General features: G+C 60.7%; 13 protein-coding genes and 1 pseudogene. 6 read left to right on the top strand and 8 right to left on the bottom strand.

Annotation, left to right across the window (positions count from 1 at the left end; all coding sequences use genetic code 11):
• Positions 1–28: 28 nt before the first annotated feature.
• Both CR157_RS17305 and CR157_RS17300 read right to left on the bottom strand, forming a co-directional pair.
• Complete coding sequence (locus CR157_RS17305; RefSeq protein WP_146218723.1) at positions 29–595, bottom strand: hypothetical protein; 567 nt, start codon at positions 593–595, stop codon at positions 29–31.
• Positions 592–1,248, bottom strand: coding sequence for a lytic transglycosylase domain-containing protein (locus tag CR157_RS17300; protein ID WP_219999971.1), 657 nt, complete (start codon positions 1,246–1,248; stop codon positions 592–594). The genes CR157_RS17305 and CR157_RS17300 overlap by 4 nt, the downstream gene beginning before the upstream one ends.
• 552 nt (positions 1,249–1,800) lie before the next feature.
• Between CR157_RS17300 and CR157_RS17295 the strand changes: the two genes are divergently transcribed.
• Positions 1,801–2,265, top strand: coding sequence for a hypothetical protein (locus CR157_RS17295; protein ID WP_110284782.1), 465 nt, complete (start codon positions 1,801–1,803; stop codon positions 2,263–2,265).
• 94 nt (positions 2,266–2,359) lie between these two features.
• Here CR157_RS17295 and CR157_RS17290 read toward each other — a convergent pair whose 3' ends face one another.
• The 5 genes from CR157_RS17290 to CR157_RS17270 form a co-directional block, all read right to left on the bottom strand.
• Entirely contained in the window at positions 2,360–6,031 is a 3,672-nt protein-coding gene (locus CR157_RS17290; RefSeq protein WP_181422100.1) for a conjugal transfer protein TraG N-terminal domain-containing protein, read from the bottom strand.
• A 1-nt stretch (position 6,032) separates the two neighbouring features.
• Complete coding sequence (locus CR157_RS17285) at positions 6,033–7,439, bottom strand: conjugal transfer protein TraH (protein WP_110284780.1); 1,407 nt, start codon at positions 7,437–7,439, stop codon at positions 6,033–6,035.
• Positions 7,436–8,461 (bottom strand): conjugal transfer protein TraF, encoded by a 1,026-nt coding sequence (traF, locus tag CR157_RS17280; protein ID WP_181422099.1) that lies wholly within the window; start codon positions 8,459–8,461, stop codon positions 7,436–7,438. The genes CR157_RS17285 and traF overlap by 4 nt, the downstream gene beginning before the upstream one ends.
• Positions 8,462–8,617: 156 nt before the next feature.
• Positions 8,618–9,142: a 3'-5' exonuclease gene (locus tag CR157_RS17275; protein WP_181422098.1), complete on the bottom strand. Its 525-nt coding sequence runs from the start codon at positions 9,140–9,142 to the stop codon at positions 8,618–8,620.
• A 94-nt stretch (positions 9,143–9,236) separates the two neighbouring features.
• A complete protein-coding gene (locus CR157_RS17270) occupies positions 9,237–10,106 on the bottom strand; it encodes a UvrD-helicase domain-containing protein (protein WP_110284777.1) in 870 nt (289 codons plus the stop codon).
• Between the two features lie 189 nt (positions 10,107–10,295).
• On the opposite strand from CR157_RS17270, the gene tnpA reads away from it, so the two are divergent.
• The 3 genes from tnpA to tnpC all read left to right on the top strand — a co-directional run bounded on the left by tnpA (position 10,296) and on the right by tnpC (position 12,769).
• On the top strand, positions 10,296–10,613 hold the full coding sequence (gene tnpA / locus CR157_RS22390) for an IS66 family insertion sequence element accessory protein TnpA (protein WP_146218721.1): 318 nt from the start codon (positions 10,296–10,298) through the stop codon (positions 10,611–10,613).
• On the top strand, positions 10,610–10,960 hold the full coding sequence (gene tnpB / locus CR157_RS17265; RefSeq protein ID WP_110284776.1) for an IS66 family insertion sequence element accessory protein TnpB: 351 nt from the start codon (positions 10,610–10,612) through the stop codon (positions 10,958–10,960). Before tnpA ends, tnpB begins: the two co-directional genes overlap by 4 nt.
• Before the next feature lie 93 nt (positions 10,961–11,053).
• Positions 11,054–12,769, top strand: a complete 1,716-nt coding sequence (gene tnpC, locus CR157_RS17260) for an IS66 family transposase (protein ID WP_441319106.1) — start codon at positions 11,054–11,056, stop codon at positions 12,767–12,769.
• Here the strand turns inward: tnpC and CR157_RS23365 are convergent.
• Positions 12,759–13,445, bottom strand: a pseudogene (locus tag CR157_RS23365) (AAA domain-containing protein); the annotation flags it as partial. The gene tnpC and the pseudogene CR157_RS23365 sit on opposite strands and share 11 nt — an antisense overlap.
• Positions 13,446–13,816: 371 nt before the next feature.
• On the opposite strand from CR157_RS23365, the gene CR157_RS17250 reads away from it, so the two are divergent.
• Both CR157_RS17250 and CR157_RS17245 read left to right on the top strand, forming a co-directional pair.
• Entirely contained in the window at positions 13,817–16,768 is a 2,952-nt protein-coding gene (locus CR157_RS17250) for a DEAD/DEAH box helicase (RefSeq protein ID WP_258364214.1), read from the top strand.
• Entirely contained in the window at positions 16,768–21,750 is a 4,983-nt protein-coding gene (locus tag CR157_RS17245) for a hypothetical protein (protein ID WP_110284775.1), read from the top strand. Before CR157_RS17250 ends, CR157_RS17245 begins: the two co-directional genes overlap by 1 nt.
• The last annotated feature ends 7 nt before the right edge of the window (positions 21,751–21,757 follow it).

Below are 21,757 nucleotides of genomic sequence, written 5' to 3'. Positions count from 1 at the left end.
CGTTATCTGCGTTTAGTTTTTTGCTTCGTTATCCTGGTATTGCTGCGGACCTGCTCATGGCATATGCCATCCGCTTTGTCAGTGCCAGACGGGGGCTGGCATTGGCGACTTCTTCGATAATGCTAGAGGCGAAACGGAGCCGGAAATCAGTACCCAGCCTCGATGAGATTTGGCGGAGCTGATTGGCAGACGCCGTCCCAGCTGCCTGGGCAACCCGCCGGCTGACACCATATCGCAAAGTGGCTGTGTCAAGACTCGTGCTGGCACCCTTGCTGATCAAGAGCCAGAAGTGGGCTTCCAGCTGACCATGCGTAGGGTGCGAGAGGAGTGATAGGGGGTCATAAGGGTCTGCCAGCAGATCGAAAAAGCTCGCTTCATCGAATATTGGCTGGAACGAGGCGATGACCCCAGAAGACAGACGCTCTACCTGACGTGGTGAGAGGGCTGCTACCAATGGTGCGTATTCAGGCTGAATACCAAAGGTTTGGATGGTTTCCTCAGGTGAGCGGTTGGCGCACTGCTGGACGAGATACCAGAGGGTGCGGTCCCACTCCCAGAGATCCTGGTCGAATCCAAACATTGAAAGCCCGCTCATTCTGCCACCCTCACGACACGACGGATGTTCCGATAAATCGCGAGAATGCGTCGACCGTAGTTGCGAGCCCGCTCCTCGTCGGCCCAGTTGTGGTAGCGACCAACACCCAACACCAAATCGCCTGGCGCAGAGTCGATCGACTCGCGCAATATCTCCGCACCCACGCGCAGACCAACTGATGGGTCCAAGAGCTGGGTAACGTCATCGACACGATGGCCATGCCAACGAGTGTTCACCTGCATGATGCCGATATCCACTGAACCGTGTTTTTGGAGGTAGCGCTGCAGTTGCTGCGTAGCTTCTTCCCGCGACTGGCCATAGAAACCAGCTTCGGTGAGCACCCGCAGAGTGTAGGGCCAGGGCTGTAACTGACTGTCGGCACCTCGAGCAGATTCCGCTAGCGCGACAGAGTAGAGCAACACGGGATCGAGGTTATGCTCAAGGGCCGGTGCTTCGTACATGGTGCCAGCAAGCGATGCCTCAGCATCACTGAAAGCTCCCGGTGGAATCATGAGCGAGAGCGCGAGACCAAGTGACGTCGCAAGGCGGGGGCGGACCACCTGGTGCTTGCCTTCTTCTCCCAATCGACTGGGGGTCATGCCTGCGTTTTGCAGAAAGGCGCGTGCCTGTCTGCCTATCTGGGAATAGGCCATGTCGTTTATCCCTTCAGTGCTTGATCGTATGCTGTTTTCTAGGCAATACCTGCCTAACCCGACAGCGGCGGGTTATTTTTTAGTTATTAAGCCTTTGGCTAAGTGTGCGGAGGACGCACGATATAAAGGACGGGAAGTCGGTGGGAATGAATGCACCAATTCTCGTTCTAATGAGGATTATCGGATCTATAAGGGCTGCAACAACCCCGGTTTTGTAACATCGTGTATGCATGTACGCGAAGGAGTGCCGCGTATATCTCTGGTTAAGCTATTGGATCAGGCATGCCGCAGAGAGCGGCTGAAGGAAGTCTCAGGCCTATACAGGGGGCATAGACGGAGGTGGTGCAAGGAGGGAACCAGATACCTGGTGGAGCATGGCCACGGACGAACCGCGTGTGCTTCTGAAACCATACCTGCTGGGAACCCTATGCGATTTTCAGAGGCCTTGCAAGTATGCGTGAGCGCAGTGGGTGCGGGGGAGGGGGCTTGCGTATTTGCTGGAGGGGGTATAATGGAACCAACTGATAAGGACAACGGCACGAGGTGCGCACCATGGAACTCACTATCAAGCTCCTGCTCGGCGCTGCTGGTTTCGGAGGTATGAGCTGGTTTGTGTGGGATTTCGCCTCCAGCAACGATGCCGGTCTGATGCTGTTGGCAGCGATTCTTGGCCTCGTCGCCTTCGTTCACGCCTTCCTCGCGATCGCCAAGATCATCCACTACAGCCGGTGGGGGGCCGTCATCTTCTGGCTCGGGATGGTTGCGACCCTAGCCTACACCTTCCCGGTGTTCGGATTCAGCCAGATCGGGTGGTTGGGCTGGGGTATCGTAGCCTTCCTCGCCGTGGCATCCCTGTTCATCGTCACCTACCAGCCGTCAGGCGCATTGAGTGGGAAGGTGGTTGGCGAGTACAAGCCCTTGGGGGAGAACGGGGTCGATGACAGCATCAACTATACCGGATACCCAACCGACAAGGCTTTGCGACTCGGGCTCGACGAGCCAATAGGTGGAAGTTGAACAGCCGCAACCATCGAAAGTGTGAAGGGAGCCCGGAGGCTCCCTTTTTCGTTGGATTGTAGTTGATTTCACACCTTGCGGGTGTTGCCCCAGGCTAGCCCGAGCGACTGTCCGAACTGCCGTCCGATGCTGATGCGGTCGGCAGCACCAGCTCGTTCTCTCCGCCAGTGGTGGACGGTGCATTCGGGTCGAGGTACTTCGGTTGCATCGACTCGGTGGGTTCTTCCCGACCAGCTGGCTGGGGCTCGGCGGGAGCCGGGTTGGATGGAGCAGGCGCTGCAGGCTGCGCCGGTGCCGGGGCTTGCTCCAGTGGCTCAATTTGAACGTCACTGTGCCCCTGTCCGAAGGCCGCCCCTCCCGTGTGGAGGTCATAGAAACGATCCACCGGTGCCAGGACCGAATCGGCGTGTCCATCTGCCAAGGCGGCATTCTCGATTCGAGCTCCGATGCTCTCGATGTTCTTCTCGTCTTGCTCGGTGAGCTGCTCCGGAGTCTTGCCGGTGTTGTGCATGTACTCGGCGCGAAGCGCTTCCTGACCATGCTCACGGTAGCGATTGGACCCTTCGCCATCGACAAACTGGGCGGCATAATACTGTGACGTAGCCTGGCTAAGGCCAAACTCGTGTTCTGCCCGGGTCACCATGGCCTCGAAGGCCTGCTGCTGTTGTTCCTGGGTGACATCCCGGTACTCTGCTCCCTGGATGTTGGTGGCGGCCTCGGCCAGCAACACCCGGCCCTGGTCGGCCGGGGAGAGGGACTCGTAATGCGAGTTGTCGCCGTTCGCCCGACCGACTGCGGCGAGTGCCACTTCTTCGCTGACAGTCCCGGCGTAGTCACTCATCTGCGGGATGTTTTCCAGTGCCTCGCCGTTTTCGAGTTTCTCCTGGATAGAGCCCAGGACCATCGGGTTCGTGCCCGAAAGGTTCATCATGAAGTCGGCGCCGGCCTCGCCGGCTGTGTCGAGGAGGGCACCGAGCCTATCCTGGCGAGCAACGGCTTTCCCGGGATCGCCGGCATCCGTGTTCAGGACATGCTCGGCGTCGGGCAGTCGCTGTTCGACCTGTTCTTGGTAGAACCCTTGCGCTGCTCCCTCTACGCGACCAGTTTTCGCGTCGTAATCGCTTTGGATCACGGGTGACACGTTGGAGTTGTGCTCAACGGCAGCCCCAGCATCAGGACGGGCGCTCGCCGCCTGGCCCTGGAAGCCGGCGACGCCGGTCTGGCCTGACGGGCTTGCTCCCACGCCTTGGATGCGGGAGCCCACGTCATCGGTGACACTGCCATCCATAGCCGGAGTCGAGTCGGCGAGCTTCTGGTTGGCAGTAGCGTCACCGGCGGCACCGAAGTCGCGTCCCGTCGCCGAGCCCACGATTCTCAGGGTGTCATTGAAGGCACCCATATATTCCTGAGGCGTATCGTAGTTGCTCTGATTGCTCAGGGCCTCCAGCTGCGCCACCACCTGCGCGTTGGCACTGGGCATGCCATGCACGTCCTCGAGGACATCCGCTCGCTCGGCGGCCTCCGCACGGACGCTCTGGGGCGCATGCATCATTGATGTCTGCAGCTGGCTCATTGCCTCACGTCCACCGGGGTTGTTCTCGTCCAGGATATTGTTGGAGAGGTACATGTACCCGTGGGACTCGTCGCTGTTGAATTGCATCCCCAGCGACTGCATCTCGGAGTACGACTGAGTGGCGGTGGAGGCCTCTTCTGCCGAGGACTGGATCTGGGAGGCATTCTGGGCTCCCCAGGTGGCCGTCATCTGGTCCTTGTTCGCCTGGGCGAAGCTGTCTGTCAGGCCCTGGGTCAATTCAGCTCGGTTTTGCTCGGTGAAGCCGGCCTTGTTCAGGAATCCGTCCACCTGGTCCTGTGACATGCTGTAGGTATTGCTGTCGGAGTCCTTCGTCATGTTGGCCACTTGACCGCCAGCACTGAACAGACCGGCTGGTAGCGACAACCCCCCACCACCAGAGGCACTGACGGTCATCGCACCTTCAATCGCGCTCTGGTGCTTAGCATCGATACCGTATTGCTGGCGGAAGTCGGCGGCTGCTTCGCTAATAGCAGTGGATGACTGCCCTCCCATGCTGGACACGGTGCTGCCCAGAGACGACATTCGCTCATAGGACTGGGTCTGATTGCCGCCGGCAGTGATGGCGTTCGAGAGGGAAGCGCCGAACTTCTGCTGCGCTGATTCCATGTGCTGTTCGGCGGACTGCAGGCTGGAGCTCAGCTGAGAGCCAATTTTCATTGACCCCACCGCCTGATCGGCGCCCGTCGCACGAAGCCCGCTGGTCGGGTCCTGGGTGGCGCTTGGCATATTGGCCATCACTGCGCCGTTGGTCATCGCATCAGGCGTCGACTGCTTCTCGTTCACATGATCGGCGCCCTGCATCCTGCCCGCCAGGCTGGTCATGGCATAGGAAGAGCCGGTGACAAGTACCAGAGTAAGGATTGGCGTCGCTGCGGCCAGCATGCCCCCAGTGGCGATCCAGTTCTCGAGAATATCGCTTGACCGGTCCAGGGCGTAGAAGGAGTACAGCCCCATGGTATCCATGCTGTAGGACGCCATCTCATTGGAGGCCGACATGTAGAGGAAGAGGTTGACGATGGAGAGAACGGGCATCCAGAGCTGAGTCCAGAGCAGCATCTGGCCGTATTTCGAAACGAGCTTGATGCCGAACCCCCCGAGCACAATCAGGAACGCCATGAAAGGTGTAATGGCATAGACGAAACCCTCGATGAAGGTCAGCATCGGGCGCACGATGCTCATGAACATCGATTGCTCGGCCGCCCACTGGGTATTCCGCTGCTGTATGGCCTGATTGACCATGATCGCCGAGGTGTAGTCGCGCATCTCCTGGTACTTGCCAGAAGCAGCGTCGTAGTAGAGGGGCTCAATGATCGCTGTTTTCATGTAATTCTGTGCTGAACTGGCCGCGATCCCTAGTGCCTGCATGGCATCATTGATCTGTCCGCTGGCAGACATGTAGGTCGGGTCGCGGCTCAGGACAGTCGAGACCGCCTGCTGCACCTGGCTGTCGTTGGTTTTATCCAGCATGGCCTCGAGTACCAGGTGACCATCGGAGCAGTTGTAATAGGAGCCGTTCTGGTTGCCGGGGGTATCGTAGATCTGTGTTCCATAGACTGCCGAGTTGAAGCGCATGGCAGGAGTAATGTGGGTGCGCATCAGCTCATCGATGGTGACCTCGCCACGATCGATCTTGAGCAGGGTGCACTCCTGAATGTAGTTCATAATGGACTGACGAATGTTGACGTAGCCACCCCCATTTGCCTCATTGAGCGCCTGGAAAACTTCCGGGTCGGCTAGGGATCGTCGAGCGTCGTTCAGTAGTTTCAAGGCATCAGCAAAGTAGGAGTTCGTGATGCCAGGAGCAATTGGCCCATAGCCAGTTTCAAACATGCGGGTAATGGAATAGCCTACGTTCGAGATGATCCCCCCGGCCGCGCCAACGCCTACGGGCACGTTGGCGACAACACGAGCATCACCTGTATATGCGTCCTCGATCACCACGGTGGAGGAGGGCCCGAAGGCACAGGCGTATATGATCCAGCAGACCAAGATCTGCTGGAAGGGGATCTTTTGGCCGCCCTGGAAAAGCGACTGAAAGGCCATGATCAGCACGCCGATGAGCAGCCCTACTCCGACCATCTGCTCGAAATCACCCGTCCCGGTGATCATCGAGATGGCTATTAGAATCTGCTCAAGGAAGGCGGAGTCACCAATGGAATAGATCGTGAACATGTCACTGACCTCCGCCCTTCGACATTTCCCGAAGGGTGTATCGAGCAACGCGGGTGTTCTCGATGAGGGCCGAGTAGTCTCTGACCAGGTCATTCATGGTGCCGTACTCGTTGGCCAGCATGGTGTATTCCTGGCTGAGTCGTGCTGAGGACTGGTGAAGCGAGGTTACGGCCTTGGCCGCCCAGTCGTTGTTGCTGGAGCCGATGGCTTGTTCTGCCGACCTCAGCATCTCAGAAGCGATGCTGTAGGTGATGTTGAGTGCCAGTGCCTTGGAGCTCTCTTCGGCGAAGAGCCGAGCAGTGCTGGGGTTGGCGATCACCAGGTTGCGGAGGAAGGTTGCCGCGCTGCCGGGCAAGTTGGCCATGAAGGCTTCTTCTTCGTTAGTGAGCGCACCTGTGTTGACGCTCATCTTGCCGATGATGCCCGGGCTCGAGGCGTTCCCGAGTAGCATGTCCTGGATGTGTTGTCCGAACCCTTTGATGTTGACGCTACTGGTCGTGGAACCCGAGTCCATCTTGCACTCGGTGGTATCGCCACCGCATGAGTACATCTCCACCGTGCCGCCGTCGATCAGGTCGGACAGTGTCAACCTGTTGCCAGCAATCGTGGTGATCGGGGTCTCACCGTCGTCGGTGGCCTCGCCCACGATGATGGTGCCGCTGATGGACATGATGGCCTCCAGAAGCTGCACGTCACCGCCGTGGAACCAGCTCTGAACACCATGTCGGCGGAGCTCTTTCCAGACCACGTTCCCGAGCATTTCCTTGCGGCGCGGCGCATCCACTTCCTCAAGCAGATTAACCGTGGGTTTGCCGCTGGACTCCGAGAAGCCACTGAAGAAGTCATCCACCATGCCGGTGGCAGAGGCTTCGGTCATTCCCTTGACCTCGGAGCTAAAGCCCATCGCCGAGATCGTGTCGTTCACCACGCCCTGTGCGGCCTCGCAGGAGTTGAGCATGGCGCGGTTAAGTGCCTGGATCTTCTTCTGGAAGTTCTCGATCCATTTCGCCCCTTGCGGGAACACGTTATCGAGCGCCAGCTGGAAGACATAGCCCTGGGCGTTCGCGGCCACCGACCGGAGCAACTGAACCATCTGCTCGCTGTTGATGAAACTGAAACTCCCAAGATGCATGTCCACGCCTCCACAGCCGCCTTTCCAGGACGGAGGCGTAACGCGCACCAGGGATTCGGTCATGATGGGCGCCTTGGTCGTGATCCGGCCACCGGTAATCACCCCTCGGCGTTGGGATTCCCAAACACCGGGAGGGGTGACGTTACTCATGCCATCGAAGACACGATCCAGCTGGTTCTGGAGACCGCTGGCCGACGCAGGCAGCGTGGCACCCAATAGAGCAGCGCTGATGCATGTTGCCAGCAGGGTCTTCCGAAGAGTGATCGATCTGGTCATTGCTGCATCCCTCGCTGTGCGTTGGCCATGTGCTGGAGTAGAACCTCGGGCGGTATGAAGCCGGTTTCGTCAGTGATCCCCATCTCCTCGAGTGCTGAGAGGGGGGCGGACTTCGCCAGGCTCATGTCTGCATTCGTGATCGGGCGCGTCCTGTTGAAGTCATCAGGAGAGATCCAGCCCTGCTGGAGGGCTCCCAGTACGATCCTCTCCTGGAGGTCGGTGAGTGATACGGCTCCCTGAGCGACTGGCACGAACGCCCCCTCTGGGGAGGCGAGATACACGGCGGGCAGCACCTGGACACCGAGCTGCTCCGCATGCCCTGCATCGGGGCGCATGTTGGGGAAGGGGTCCCCGGGCAAGTCCTTCCCATCCATGCTGATGGGCGTCGTGACGAACTGCCGGTTCAGCTGGGCCAGGATGGGGGACATGGTGCGACACAGCCCGCAATCGCTCTCATAGAAGAAGAAGACACCTACTTTTTCTGCCAGGCTGGCGAGGATCTCTGATCTTGCCTGCCCGGCCTGCCTATCCAGGTCCTGCGAGGCGAACGTCGCCAGAGGACGGCGGGTGGTCTCGTCTAGCATCGGATTGCCCAAGCGAGCCCGTTCTGCCACCTGGGCAAACTCGGAGCTCTGATCCATGGCGTAGCGCTGGAGGTACAGGAAGGCCTGGACATTCTCGACCGTGGGGTTGTCGAAGGCCGCATCCATGTACTTCTGCATGTTCTCCCTGAGCCACTTGGCCGAAAGCGGCGCCGGCGGTTGAGGCTCTGCAGACTCCGCAGGTGCTGGTGACCTGGATTGTGGGGGTGGCGTCGTGGTGGTGACGTTCTGTGGCGACTTGACCGGCTCTGGCTCGGGTTGCTCCTCAGGTTCCTTCTCGAGCTCTTCGTTGTAGAAGAACCACCCCTCGGCCTTGCGCTCAATGAAGCGTTCCTGGGGCTCTGCCAACGCATGCGTTCCCATCGCTGTCAGTGAGGCAGCAATGATGGCCACAGCGATCGGTTTAAGGGTCGTGTTCATGGGCAACTCGCACGGATTTTCCGATTTGAACCATGGTAGGCCGGTATGGCGCCAGCACCCCTGCGCCGACGTGCCCATGAAGGGCACAACCAGTCAATGGGTGTTCCGCATGCGGAACACCCGTGTGTGAGCTATCTGGTGATGGAGGTGGTTACGTTAGGCCGGGAGGCGTCGGCGCTGCCGGGCCATGTAGCGCACGACGGCCTCGGCCTGTTCGTTGAGCACCAGGTGCTCCTGTGCGCGAGTGGCCGCCACATAGAGCAGATTGATCTCCTGGTCGCGGGCCTCTGCATCGAGGTCGGGGCTCAGCACGTCTGGAAAGTCATCCATGAGGTAGACCCACGGCCACTCTAGGCCCTTGGCTCTGTGAGCGGTGCAGAGTGTCACCATCGGGGCATCTGCAGAAGTCAGGCTCTGACGGAGGCGGGCAAGGTCCTGGGGAAGGTTACGGGTGGAGTCGAGAATCTTGATGGTGCGCAGCATCTCCGCGTCCTTGGTCTCCTCCGCCATCTCGACATAGTCCCGGAACGAGGGAAACTCTCGGGCAAGCCGCCTATCGGTGATCCTGCCGCGCTCTCCACGTGACAGCCAGTACGCGTTCTCCAGGGGAGCCAGGGCATACGCTTCCTCCCCACCGACGAGTGTCAGGGGAAGCCCCTTCCTGCTGAAGTACATGGCCATCTGGATCACACCCATGACGGTACGCGCTAGGAACGTGATAGACCCGGGGCATGAGCCGAGCCTGAAATCACGTGAGGATGAAACACGATCCGCCTTACCGAGCCCCTGGAACCGGCCGCGTCTCACCTTTCAGCGCCAGCAGCGCATTGGCAACAGCGGCAACCTGGGGGCCGAAGCGAAAGCTCTGCGTGAGATACCGCCTCTCAGCCCCAGCCAAGGCGTGGTCATCCAGGGCATCCCGGGCACCACGGAACGCGTAGATCTGCTGGTGCCGATCACCGCAGATCACCAGTCCACACGATTGACTCGTGACAAGCGCGGTTGTGACCGCGGTGCCATCCTGGCCCTCGTCATAGAGGATGATGTCGTACCGACGAGACAGATCGGGCTGCTGAAGCTGGTAGAGCTTGAAGTAGGCGTCATGGGTAACAGGGCAGGGATGATCCTTATCGATCATCTTCTCCCATAACGATGTTGCCAACTGACTCACCATGCGGGCGTATTGCGACCTGCTCTTCTCCCCGGTCTTGCTGTTGTCAGCGATACAGAAGAGCCGCGGGCTGATAGCTTTCTCCGCACTGACCATGAAGTTGTTGAGGGTGGCGATGACATCAGCGGCCACCCGCCAGTTCGGAGCCTGAATAGTTTCCGCTACCTCCTTCATGCGCAGATTGGGCGCCAGCTTGTGCTGGTAGTGGCGACCTATCTCGGCGTAAGCGAGTTGATGAGAGGTTTTGCAGTCGACGTGACTGGGGAACTTCCCGACGGCCTCATCACGGATGGCCCGGTTGTAGGCCAGGTAGAGGAAGCGCTTGTCGCGATTGGCCAGGGTGAATTGGACCAGCGTGAAGGTCTTGCCGGTACCGGCGTAAGCCTTCACGACCAGCTGCATCCCCTTGAAGCCGACGATCTGGGACTGCTCGCTGGTCAACTTCACGGGCCTGGGAACAGCCGGTGCCGTCATCTTCTCTCCATATCTCTGGGGGTGGCCAGCAACACGTTACCACTGACGGCTCCCTGCTCCTCGGAGAGGAGGTGCTCTTGGAGGCACCTTCGTACTTCAGACGTAACCGGCCATTCCGGCGCGTCATTTCTCGAAGCGGCCTGACCCCCTACGCTGCTCCCGTCATCCAACGACGGGGAGTCAGTTCCTATGTCGACGAGACGCCATCCATGCTACCCGGCCGAGCAGTGGCAGGCCTGGATCGAGGAACAGGCCGGCAGCGGTCTGTCGCAGCGGGTGTTATGTGAACAGAAGGGCCTGTCCAAAAGCTCGTTCCAGCTCTGGAAGCGCCGACTGAAGCGGGCGGCACCGACTACATCTCGGCCTATCGGTGCCGAGGCTTGCGTCTTCGCCCCGGTGATAGCGCCCGATCCTGATGAAGCGCCAGAGCATGATGCTCGAGGCTGGGAGATCGAGCTCGATCTGGGCGATGGCGTTTGCCTGCGTTTCCGGCGAGGTGGTCGATGAGACCGTCCGTCCAGCTCTGGCTGTGCACCCAGCCCACCGATATGCGGCGCTCCTATGATGGCCTGGCGGCCATGGTGCGGCGTCAGCTGGGGCAGAATCCGCTGAGCGGCCGCGGTTTCCTCTTCATCAACCGACGACGGACGCAGCTCAAGTGTCTGTATTTCCAGGCGGGTAGCTACTGCATATGGAGCAAGCGCCTGGAACGCGGCCGGTTTTCCGCGCTCTCGCCGTCCGCGGGCAAGGCCATCGCCCTCAGCCATGCCGAGTTTGAGGCCTTGATCGAAGGGCTGGACCTGGTGGTCACGAAACGTCGCAAACGCTGGCATCCCAAGCTGTCAGCGGCCTGATGATGCGGTAGAATAACGACCTGATTCATCAGTAAATATCGCTTCGTGTCGTCGCCGTCTTTGGAACAGAAATATCAGCAATCCCTGGCCGATATGGCGGCGCTCATGGCAGAGAACGCGTCACTCCAGCGACAGCTCGACTGGTTCAATCGGCAGCTGTTCGGCCGCAAGTCCGAGCGCCTGCTGGAGATCGACCCGGCCGTGCAGCAGAGCCTGCTCAGCAGCATGGAGGATCTGCCGGCCCCGCCTCCCGAACCAGACGAAGAGGCACCACCTGGCAAGAAGCCGCGACGCAAGGCACGCCAGAATACTGTCAACGACACCGGGCTGCGCTTCGATGAAGCGGTGCCGGTCAAGGTCATCGAGGTGGCGCCGGACCTGCCCGACGGCGTGTCGCTGGACGACGTCGAGGTGATCACCACGCGCAGCACCTTCCGCCTGGCCCAACGCCGGGCCAGCTATCAGATCCTGGAGTACCGCTGCCCGGTGATTAAGGTCAGTGCCGATGCCGTTCCCCAGACCACGCCGGCCCCGGCCACGCTGTTTGATGGCTCGCTGGCTGATGTTAGCTTCATCGCCGGGATGCTGGTCGACAAGTTCTGCTACCACCTGCCACTCTACCGCCAGCATCAACGCCTGCTGCAGGCCGGGATCCAGCTCAGTCGTACCACGCTGACCCAGCAGGTCGCCCGCGCGGCGGCGCTGCTCTCGCCGATCCATCTCGCCCAGCTCGAGCACGTGCTGCAAAGCCAGGTGCTGGCCATGGACGAGACGCCGATCAAGGCCGGCCGCAAAGGCAAGGGCAAGATGAAGGAGGCGTGGTTCTGGCCACTGTACGGCGACCACGACGAGATCAGCTTCACCTTCTCCCCGTCGCGGGCCAAGGCACATATCGACCAGGTGCTGGGGAAGCACTTCGAGGGAGTGCTGCTGACCGACGGTAACGCCTCCTATGCGTGCTATGCCGAGAAGCGACCGGGGGTCACCCACGCGGAATGCTGGGCCCATGCGCGTCGGCACTTCGAGAAGACGCTGGGCAGTGACGAGGCGGTGGAGGAAGCCTTGCTGCGGATTGCCGGGATCTACGAGATCGAAACCTGGATCCGCGAAAAGGGACGGGAAGGGCCCGACAAGCTGAAGGCACGCACCGAGTACAGCGAACCGCGGGTCAGCGCCTTCTGGCAATGGTGCGACCAGCAACACCACCGCGACGATCTGGAGCCCCGCCACCAGCTGCGCCAAGCCGTCGAGTACGCGCTGAAGCGGCAACGGAGCATGGGAGGTGTTCCTGTCCGATCCCGACGTGCAGATCGACACCAACCACCTGGAGCGGGGGCTGCGCTGCATTCCCATGGGAAGAAACTGGCTGTTCTGCTGGAGCGAGGTCGCGCCGAGCATGTCGGAATCCTGCAGAGCCTGCTGACCACCTGCCGGCTGCAGGGGGTCGATCCCTACACCTACCTGGTCGACGTGCTTCAGCGCATCGCCCTCCATCCAGCCTCTCGCGCCGAAGATTTGACACCGCGCTGCTGGAAGGCGCTGTTTGCCGACAGTCCTCTCCGGTCAGACATCGAAGGGCAAGTCCAGACGTTCTGGAATGACCGCTTACTCTCAAGGCGATGGAGTGCTCGGCCAAGGATAGGGACGAGTTGCAGGCATTCTGCAACTTCTCGGGAGAGCACTGGTTGCATATCCTCGAGCCGGCCTCCCGCTGGTCGGGTTTACGCTTTTCCAGAGTCTTCAATTTGTCCGTTAACTGCTGGCTTGATGGCAGCAGATGCTCGCACCCTTCATAGCAGGCCGTCGTGAAGTTCTTGCCGATACGTATAGCGCGCTTCTTGCGCTGGTGATCGCCCAGGGTCTCCAGCGCCTGGTCCACCTTCACCAGCGCATCGTCCACGGCGGCGTTGCTGTTGGAGAGCAACAGGACGCGCTGTTCCGGCTCATGGAGCAGGAATTGGGCGATGATCGCGGCCGGGGTGTAGGTCTTGCCGGTACCGGGCGGGCCGATCAGCAAGGAGTGGCTGCGGTAGGGCAGTTTTAGGGCTTCACCTTGCTGTTCGCGAAGGGTCAACGCTTCCGCGGCTGGAAGGCGGCGAGGGTCCTGTGGGTCCCGGCTGCTCCACTCACGCAGGATCTTGAGGCCAAGCTCCTGGTAGAGCGGGTCGTGGTAGAGCTGACGCACCGGCTCGATGAAGTTGGGCGGGTAGAGGCGTAGGCGGGCCTCCTCGTCGGGCAGATCTCCCTTTACCGCCGTCAGATGCAGCTCGTTGTCCTCGGGAAACACCGAGAGCACCCTGGTTTCACCGTTGTGAGGGCCCTCCAGCGGCCACCAGGCATGGGCACCCTCCAGGTTTTCGCTAAGGGTGTCGCTGTTGCGGTGGTCATCCTCCGCGGCCACCTTGACAGTGGCGATACGGCCACTGATGCGTTTTGCCCGCGCCACCTTGAAAATGTAGGTGCTGCGCTGGGCGTCTTCCTCCATGCGGATGGCTTCTCGGATCTGCGTCAGCTTTTCCATGCCGTTGCCCTGCGTGATATGCGATGAATGTTATTTTCTGCGTATGCAGCTGTTGTATCAGCGGGGCATGGCCTGCCTCAAGCCCGCTTTGGTGGCAGCCTCTCGCGCGCTAGCGACAGAAATTGTTGCAGTCCGGTGGGAACATGGCCGTAAGTCACACGATGTACTGGCGTCATAGGGCTGCAGCCTTGGAGCCAAACCTTTAGGATGAGAGCAAAATCGGCTGAGTATGGCTCAGCCCATAACACGAAAAGCGGTCACGACCTGAAAGGCTCGGGGCGGGAGCTCTGCCGGAGATTGGCGGGCCGTTACGCAGCAGACAAGGGAAGGGCAGCATGGGAACCGTGTTCACGCCTGGCATGCGCGTCGTATGTCGTGATGCCGAATGGCTAGTCTCGCGGGTGGATGCCGCGGGGACTTACCAGCACCAAATCGTCTTCTGTACTGGGGTGGACGATCTCAACCGTGGCCACGAGGCCGCTTTCCTCACCCAGCTGGACCGTATCAAGGAGGTCAACCCTCGCGAGACGGCCCTGGTACGCGATGAATCCAACGGCTATTCGCGCTCCCGGCTCTTCTTGGAAGCCCAGCTGCGCCAGATGCCGCTGACCGACCCGGCGCCCAACTTCGAGGACATGGGTGCCTTTACGCCCATGGAGTACCAGAAGGAGGCGGTGCATCGGGCCCTGCACCAGCTCCGCCCGCGGCTGCTGCTGGCAGACCAGGTGGGCCTCGGCAAGACCATCGAAGTGGGCATGATCCTCAGCGAGCTGATCCGGCGGGGGCAGGGCAACCGCATCCTGGTGCTGGCCAAGAAGTCGATGCTCTCCCAGTTCCAGGCCGAGCTGTGGAACCGCTTCGCGCTGCCGCTGGTGCGCATGGACTCCGATGCGCTCTCCAGGCTGCAGCTCAAGATCCCGGCCTCCAAGAACCCCTTCGAGGTCTACCAGCGCATCATCATCTCCATCGATACCCTCAAGGATATCGGCCGCTACGCCCATTTCCTGGAGAACACACGCTGGGACGTGGTGGTAATCGACGAAGCGCATAACGTCTCCGGCGGCATCAACCCGGGGCGCCACCTCAGCTACCGCCTGGCGCGTCGCCTCTCGCGGCGCACCAACAGCATGCTGCTGACCACCGCCACCCCTCATAACGGCAAGCGCGAGACCTTCGGCCGTCTGATTAGCCTGCTCGACCCCTCCGCGGTGCCAGACCCCAATCTCCAGGAATACGAGGCCAAGGACATCGCCCCCTTCTTCCTGATGCGCTTCAAGGAGGACGTGAAGGCCGAGGCGGGCAGCAACTTCTCCGAGCGCGAGGTTGTGCCACTTGAGCAGACCACCGCCCACGCCAGCGAAGCCGAGGAGGGCGTCTACCACCAGCTGGCGCATATTCGTCAGCGGGTGCTCGACAAGGAGATCGAGAGCCAGGCCATCGTCAGCTGGGGCATGTACAAGGCGTTCCTCTCAAGCCCCGAGGCGTGTCTCTCTACCGCCAGCAAGCGCCTGGCGCAGATCAAGCGCCAGGACCCCGGCTCCCCGGAAGTCGAGGAGCTTGCCCTGCTCACTCGCCAGCTGGAGCAGCTGACCATCACCGAGAGCGCCCGCTTCAAGGCGCTGGTGCGTGAGCTGGAGGCCATGGGTTGGGATGGCACGGCCAACAGCCCACGGCTGCTGATGTTCACCGAGAGCCGCGTGACCCAGCAGGCCCTGGCTCCCGCCCTGGCGCGCCACTTCAAGCTCAAGTTCTCCGACAAGGAGCAGGACCAGGCCGAGCAGACCATCGCCGCCATCCATGGCGGCATGTCCGACAGCGCCCTGGCCGCCGCGGTGGAGTCCTTCGGTACCGGTACCAGCGAGGTGCGCCTGCTGCTGGCCACTGATGTCGCCTCGGAAGGCGTCAACCTGCACCACCAGTGCCATCACATCATCCACTACGACCTGCCCTGGTCGATCATCACCCTGATCCAGCGAAATGGCCGCATCGACCGCTTCGGCCAGAAGCACCCGCCCATCATCCGCTACCTGATGGTGGAGACCCGCGAGGGGCTGCTGGAGGGCGACAGCGAGATCTTCCAGCGCCTGGTCGACAAGGTGGAGGAGATCAACCGCTCCACCCGTACCGGCGAGAGCGTGCTCAAACTCTACGACCCCGACAAGGAAACCGATGCCGTCGGCGAGGGACTGGTGACCAATCGTGAGGGCCTGAAGCGGCGCCTGGAGGAGGAAGGCGACGGTGAATCCGGTGAGCTGGAGTCCCTCCTGCACGATGCCAGCCATTTTGACCTCGACTTCCTGCTCGGGGATGACGACGGCGAGGAAGCCGCTACCGAGGACGCCGCCGGCCTGCAGGACAACTCGCGCATTCGCCTGCTGAGCAACGCCAAGTTCCTCGCAGACGGTTATCGTACTCTGCGGGCTGAAAACCGCGACTGGCCTGATATTGATAACACTGACGAGCAGCTGATCTTCACCCCGCCCCGCGAAGTTGCCCGCCGCCTGGGGGCCCCCTGGGTGGACAGTGAGATGGTCTATGGCGCCTCGGCGATGCCGGAAGAGGCCTGGCCGGCGGAGAAGCAGCTCTTCTTCACCGAGAGCCCCAGGCGTGCCAATGCCGCCATCCAGGCCGCGCTGGCCCAGAGGGGCCAGTGGTCCCGCGAGCTGCTGCTGACTGAGCAGCACCCGGTGATGAAGTGGCTCTCCGAGCGGCTAATGATGCTTCAGGCGCGCGGCGAGGCCCCCTTGATCAGCTCTCCCTGGCTGGAGCCCGGCGAGCTGCTCTTCTGCTTCATCGGCCAGGTCAGCTCCCGGGCCGGCACGCCGCTGATCGTCGACCCCCACGCGGTCTCCTTCCGCAAGGGCGGCAAGTTCCGCATTCGCCCTCTCAAGGAGGCGCTGGCCGAGGTCAAGTTCGACCAGCTCACCAACACCGGCAAGCAGGGCAGCCTGCCCGAGCACCTGATGAAGAGCTTCCTGGGCTCGGCGGTCGACCAGAGCCTCCATCACCTCAAGCAGCTCAAGGACCGGCGCCGCGCCGAGATCTGGCCGCGGGTGGAGGAGGAAACCAGACGCCTGGATGACTGGTTCGCCCGCTGGGCCGCACGCATCGACGCGCAGCTCGCCGGCCTGCCGCCGGAGGGCAAGCGTGCCACCCAGCTGCGCAACAAGCGCGAGGAGATGGAGAAGTACCTGGAAGACCGCAAGGAACACTGGATGTGGGCCCACTACCGGGCGACGGATGAGCCCACCACCCGGCTGGTGCTGGTCGTGGAAGGAGTGAATTAATGGCGCTGGATACCGCAATCAAGAACGTCGGCGACTACTACGCCGCCCACTACCTGGCCGACAAGAACGGCTTTGCCAAGGATATTCGCGACCTGGCCAAGGCCTGGAAGGAGCAGGGCAGCCAGTCCGCGCCGCGCCGCCTGGCGGCCCTCGGCGACAGCTACTTCAAGGCCAAGACCGCGGCCCTTGATTTCCCGGAACCCGAGCTGCGCAGCCGCGCCGGCGTGAAGGAGCTGGATGCCTGGCACCCGGCGCTGCTTGATGCCCTGGGCTATCGCCCCGAGCCCTTCGCCCTGGAGCTGGCCACCGAGAAGAAGCAGCTGCCGGCCCTGCTGCGCCTCAACCGCCATAACCGCCCCTGGCTGGTGACCCTGCAGGCGCCGTTCTGCCTGTCCGGCGGCGACAGCGACGAGGAGCCGCTGGAGCAGGAGGTGCAGGCCCCGGGCCGGCTGGTAGAAGAGCTGCCTACCCTGCAGGAAAGCTGGGAGAAGGCCATCGCCAACCTCTTCAAGCAGGAGGACGCCCCCCGCTGGGTAATGCTGCTGGCCGGTGCCCGGGTCTACCTCTTCGACGCCCAGACCTATGCCCAGGGCCGCTACCTGTGGATCGACCTGGAAGAGGCCTATGGCCGCCGCCAGGCCGAGACCTTCCAGGCTATCTGTGCACTGCTTTCCGTGGAGGCGCTTTCGCCCCAGGGCGAGAGCGACGAGGTGCTCCACGAGCGCCTGCGGGAGGGCAGCCTCAAGAGCACCCACGGCGTCTCGGAGAAGCTGCAGGGCGCGGTGCGCGATGCCATCCAGGCCATCGCCAACGGCTGGGTGGAGGCGCGTCGCCAGTCCAACCTCGGCTATCGCCAGCTCAGCGAGCGCGAGGCGCCGCTGCCCGACGGCAGCCGCGAGATCACCGCCGAGCAGCTGCGCCATGATGCGCTGATCTACGTCTACCGCCTGCTGTTCTGCTTCTACGCCGAGGCCCGCGGTGGCGAGCTGGGCATCCTGCCCATCAACGACGACGTCTACCGCCTGGGCTACAGCCTGGAGGCCCTGCGCGACCTGGTGGACGCCAACGAGCCCGGCACTACCACCGAGCAGGGCACCTATATCGCCGAGCATCTGGAGTGGCTCTTCCAACTGATCTACGAGGGCTTCGACCCGGCCCGCGAGGGCCTGGCGCAGGAGGAGGAGAGCGATGGCCCGCAGTTCGGCCGCCTGCCCAGCCAGGAGAGCCTCTTTGGCAGCCCCAGCGGCGAGCAGCTGGCGCTGGAGGATGCCCAGCCCCGCCAGGCCGACAGCCGCCGCGACGGCTACACCCCCGGCAAGCTGTTTGCCATCGAGCCGCTGACCGCCACCCTGTTCGACCCCGCCGCCACGCCGCTGCTCAGCCGCGTCAAGCTGCCCAACCGGGTGCTGCACGGCGTGATCCGCAGCCTGAGCCTGGGTACCTCCCAGCAGAGCAGGCGGATCGGTCGTATCAACTATGCAGAGCTTGGCATCGTGCAGCTCGGCTCGGTCTATGAGGGGCTGCTCTCCTACAAGGGCTTCTTCGCCACCGAAGACCTGATCCAGGTGCATCAGCAGATCAAGCAGGGGCGCACTATCAAGTCCATGCTGGATAACGCCGTGGACCCCAAGCAGCCCACCTGGTTCGTGCCCGCCACGCGGCTGGATGAGTTCAAGAAGGGCGAGGTGGTGCTGGAGCACCGTACCCAGAAGCCGCGCATTTACCGCACCGGCGAGTTTATCCTCCACCTCAACGGGGTCGATCGGGTCAACAGCGCCTCCTACTACACTCCGGAGGTGCTTACCCGCACTCTGGTGGAGGAGGCCCTCAAGGAGCGCCTCAAGGATTTCACGCCCGAACAGGCCGACGAGGTGCTCGCGCTCAAGGTCTGCGAGCCAGCCATGGGCTCGGCGGCCTTCCTGGTGGAGGCCATCGACCAGCTGGCCCACCGCTACCTGGAGCTCAAGCAGCAGCAGCTCGGCCAGAGTATCGACCCCAGCGACTACGAGGACGAGCTGCGCCGAGTGCGCCACTACATCGCCGTGCATAACGTCTACGGGGTCGACCTCAACCCGGTGGCGGTGGAGCTGGGAGCGCTCTCGCTATGGCTGGCCACCATTCACCGCCTGATGGAGCACCCCGGCAGTGAAGATACTCCCCCCGTCCACCGGCCGGCCGCCACGCCCTGGTTTGGCCTGCGCCTGCGCGCCGGCAACAGCCTGATAGGCGCGCGGCGCAGCGTATGGAGCAAGGTGCAGCTGGGGGCCGGCAAGCACTACGGCAAGAACGCCCACGTGCCCCGCCAGCTCAAGCCCGGCGAAGCGCGAAAGCCCGGTGAGATCTACCACTTCCTGGTGTGGGATGAGGAGATGGCCCCCGCCGCCACCGACAAGCTGATGAGGCAGCACTGGCCGGAGGAGTGCGAACAGATCAAGCAGTGGCGCAACAAGCAGGTGAAGCAGACAATCTCCCCGGAGGAGCTGGCCCGCCTTGAGGCGCTGAGCGCACGCATCGATGTGCTATGGGCCGACTATGCCGCCGAGCGCCACCGGGCGCTGGCCCACTCCGCCTGTACGGCCAGCGTCTGGCCCACCCCGCAGAACGACGTCGAAGCCCTGCGCCCCGGCCCCAGCCTGCGCCATCAGGAGCGCTTGAAAGCCAGGCTGGAGGCCGAGTCCGGCGCCTTCCAGCGCCTGCGCCTGCTGATGGACAGCTGGTGCAGCTTCTACTTCTGGCCGCTGGAGCAGGCCGAGGCGCTGCCCAGCCGCGAGGCCTGGCTGGCCGCCGCCGAGGTGCTGCTGGGGATCGGCACCGATGACCTGGCCACCCGTGCAATGCTGGATATCCAGCTGGGCGAGGATATCGACCTGGAGGCGCTGTTCCAGGCCAGCCAGGCCCAGCTGCCCGATGCCGCCCATCTCAGCGAGCTGGTGCCCTGGTTCGGCGTCGGCCGTGCCACCGCCAACGAGCAGCACTACCACCACTGGGAGCTGATCTTTACCGAGATCCTGGGACCGCGGGTGGAGGACAAGCCCGAGCCCAAGGGCTTCGATCTGATGTTTGGTAACCCGCCGTGGCTGAAAGTTGCCTGGAATAAAGAATATGTTTTATATGAGATTGAACCACTTCTGGGGGTGCAAGCAGCTGGGGCGGATGAACTCAATGAACAGCTGGAATATGTTTTCGATAATGTAATTGGTGCAAGAAAATATGTTCAGGGGGTTACCTCGTCCTTGGGGGGGCAAAAATTCCTGGGAGAAAGGAAGTACTATCCTGATTCAAGCGGTGTTAAGGCAAATCTGTATAAGAAGTTTATTGAGGAGGCATGGAGGCTAGTCGCCGCAGCTGGTGTTAGCGGAATCTTATGTCCAGATGAATTTCTTTCTGATAGTAAAGGGGGGAGGTTTAGAGAAAGGTTCTATGCGCATGTTGTGAAGCATTTTCAATTCAACAATGAAGTTGGTGTCTTTGCTGATGTGCATAATCAAATGACTTTCTCAATTAATGTAATGCGATCTTCTCGTGGGGAGGTGGAGTTCGATGCTATATTCAACTTGTTTGAGCCAAAAACTATAGCTGCGTGCTATAATGATGATGGAAAAGGTGTGGTTCCCGGAATAAAAGATGCTAAGGGGGATTGGGAGATATCAGGGCATCTTAGGCGTGTAGTAAGAATAACTAAAAAAGAGCTTGGATTGTTTTCAAGACTATTTGAAGAAGAAGGCGGGGGAGGGTGTAAGCTTCCTAAGTTACACAGTGAAGATTTTGTCCCTGTCCTTGAGAAATTTTCTAAGTTTAAGCTAAAGCTTGCAGACGGTTACTTGAAATCCTCTGTAATGTTTGATGAGACTGCGATGCAAAAAAAGGGGGTTTTAAGTAAAGATAGAAAGCCGACTTATGAAAGTAAGGTTGCTTCAGAGTTTGTGGTCTCTGGGCCGCATTATTATGTTGCAAACCCTTACCATCAAAATGCCAATACTATTTATGAGAGCAATAGGAGTTATCACTCTTTAGATCTAATTAACCTCCCTAAGTCTCCAAAAAGGAGATCGCTTTTTAGGTTGGGGGATAAAGTTGGCGGGATGAGTAATTTCCAAAAAGAAGTGCTGGCTAGGGGGTTGGGGGAAGATTATATCGGAAGGTACCGATATCTCAATCGGGAGATGGCGAAATCGGGAAATGAAAGAACCTTGATGCCTGTTATTATTCCTCCTGGTGTTATTCACTTGATCACGAGTTTTGGGATTTCCTTTTCTGATTTAAGAAAACTTGCTCTTTATACGGCGGGAAATATTTCGATTGTGCATGACTTTTTCATTAAAGTTTCAGGCACAGGGCATTGCTATGGAATTTTTCTTGAGAGGATGCCTGTGTATGAAGGTGAAGCCGCCAATAGCTTGATATCTCGCTGCCTCCGGTTAATTTGCTTATCAGAGGATTATGCCCCTCTTTGGAATAGTGTTTATGATTCCTCGATACCGGAAGGCTGGACGGTAGAAGATCCTTGCTTGAACAATGCTCATGAAAAGAGCTGGGGTGATTTGGGAGGGTGGGATATGTACTCTCCCTTGAGACTGTGTTTTTCAAGAAGGCAAGCATTAATTGAAATAGATGTATTGGTGGCTCTTTCTTTGGGAGTAAGTATTGAAGCGCTTATCAATGCATACTCAGTGCAGTTTCCGGTAATGAAAGCTTATGAGGAAGCGGATGAGTACGATAGCCTCGGGCAACGTCTCCCGAACACCAAACGCAAGGACGCCGGTGGTAAGGAAGTACGCGAAGCCCGCACCGACCATGATGGCACCTCTCCACTGACCGTCAGCTGGGATATCGACAACGGCTACCAGACCGTCACTCGCACCTTCTATCCGCCGTTCCGCCACGTTGACCGCATCGAAGACTACCGCACCGCCTACCGCGTGTTCGCCGAGCGGTTGGGTATCGGTGTGCCCGAGGCTGAGGCCTCGGCCATGGCGGAGTAAGCTGAAG

It is taken from the genome of Halomonas sp. LBP4 (assembly GCF_003202205.1).
GTDB lineage: Bacteria > Pseudomonadota > Gammaproteobacteria > Pseudomonadales > Halomonadaceae > Halomonas > Halomonas flagellata.
The sequence above is the reverse complement of the archived record's forward strand: the minus strand, read 5'-3'. Positions and strand labels throughout refer to the sequence as shown.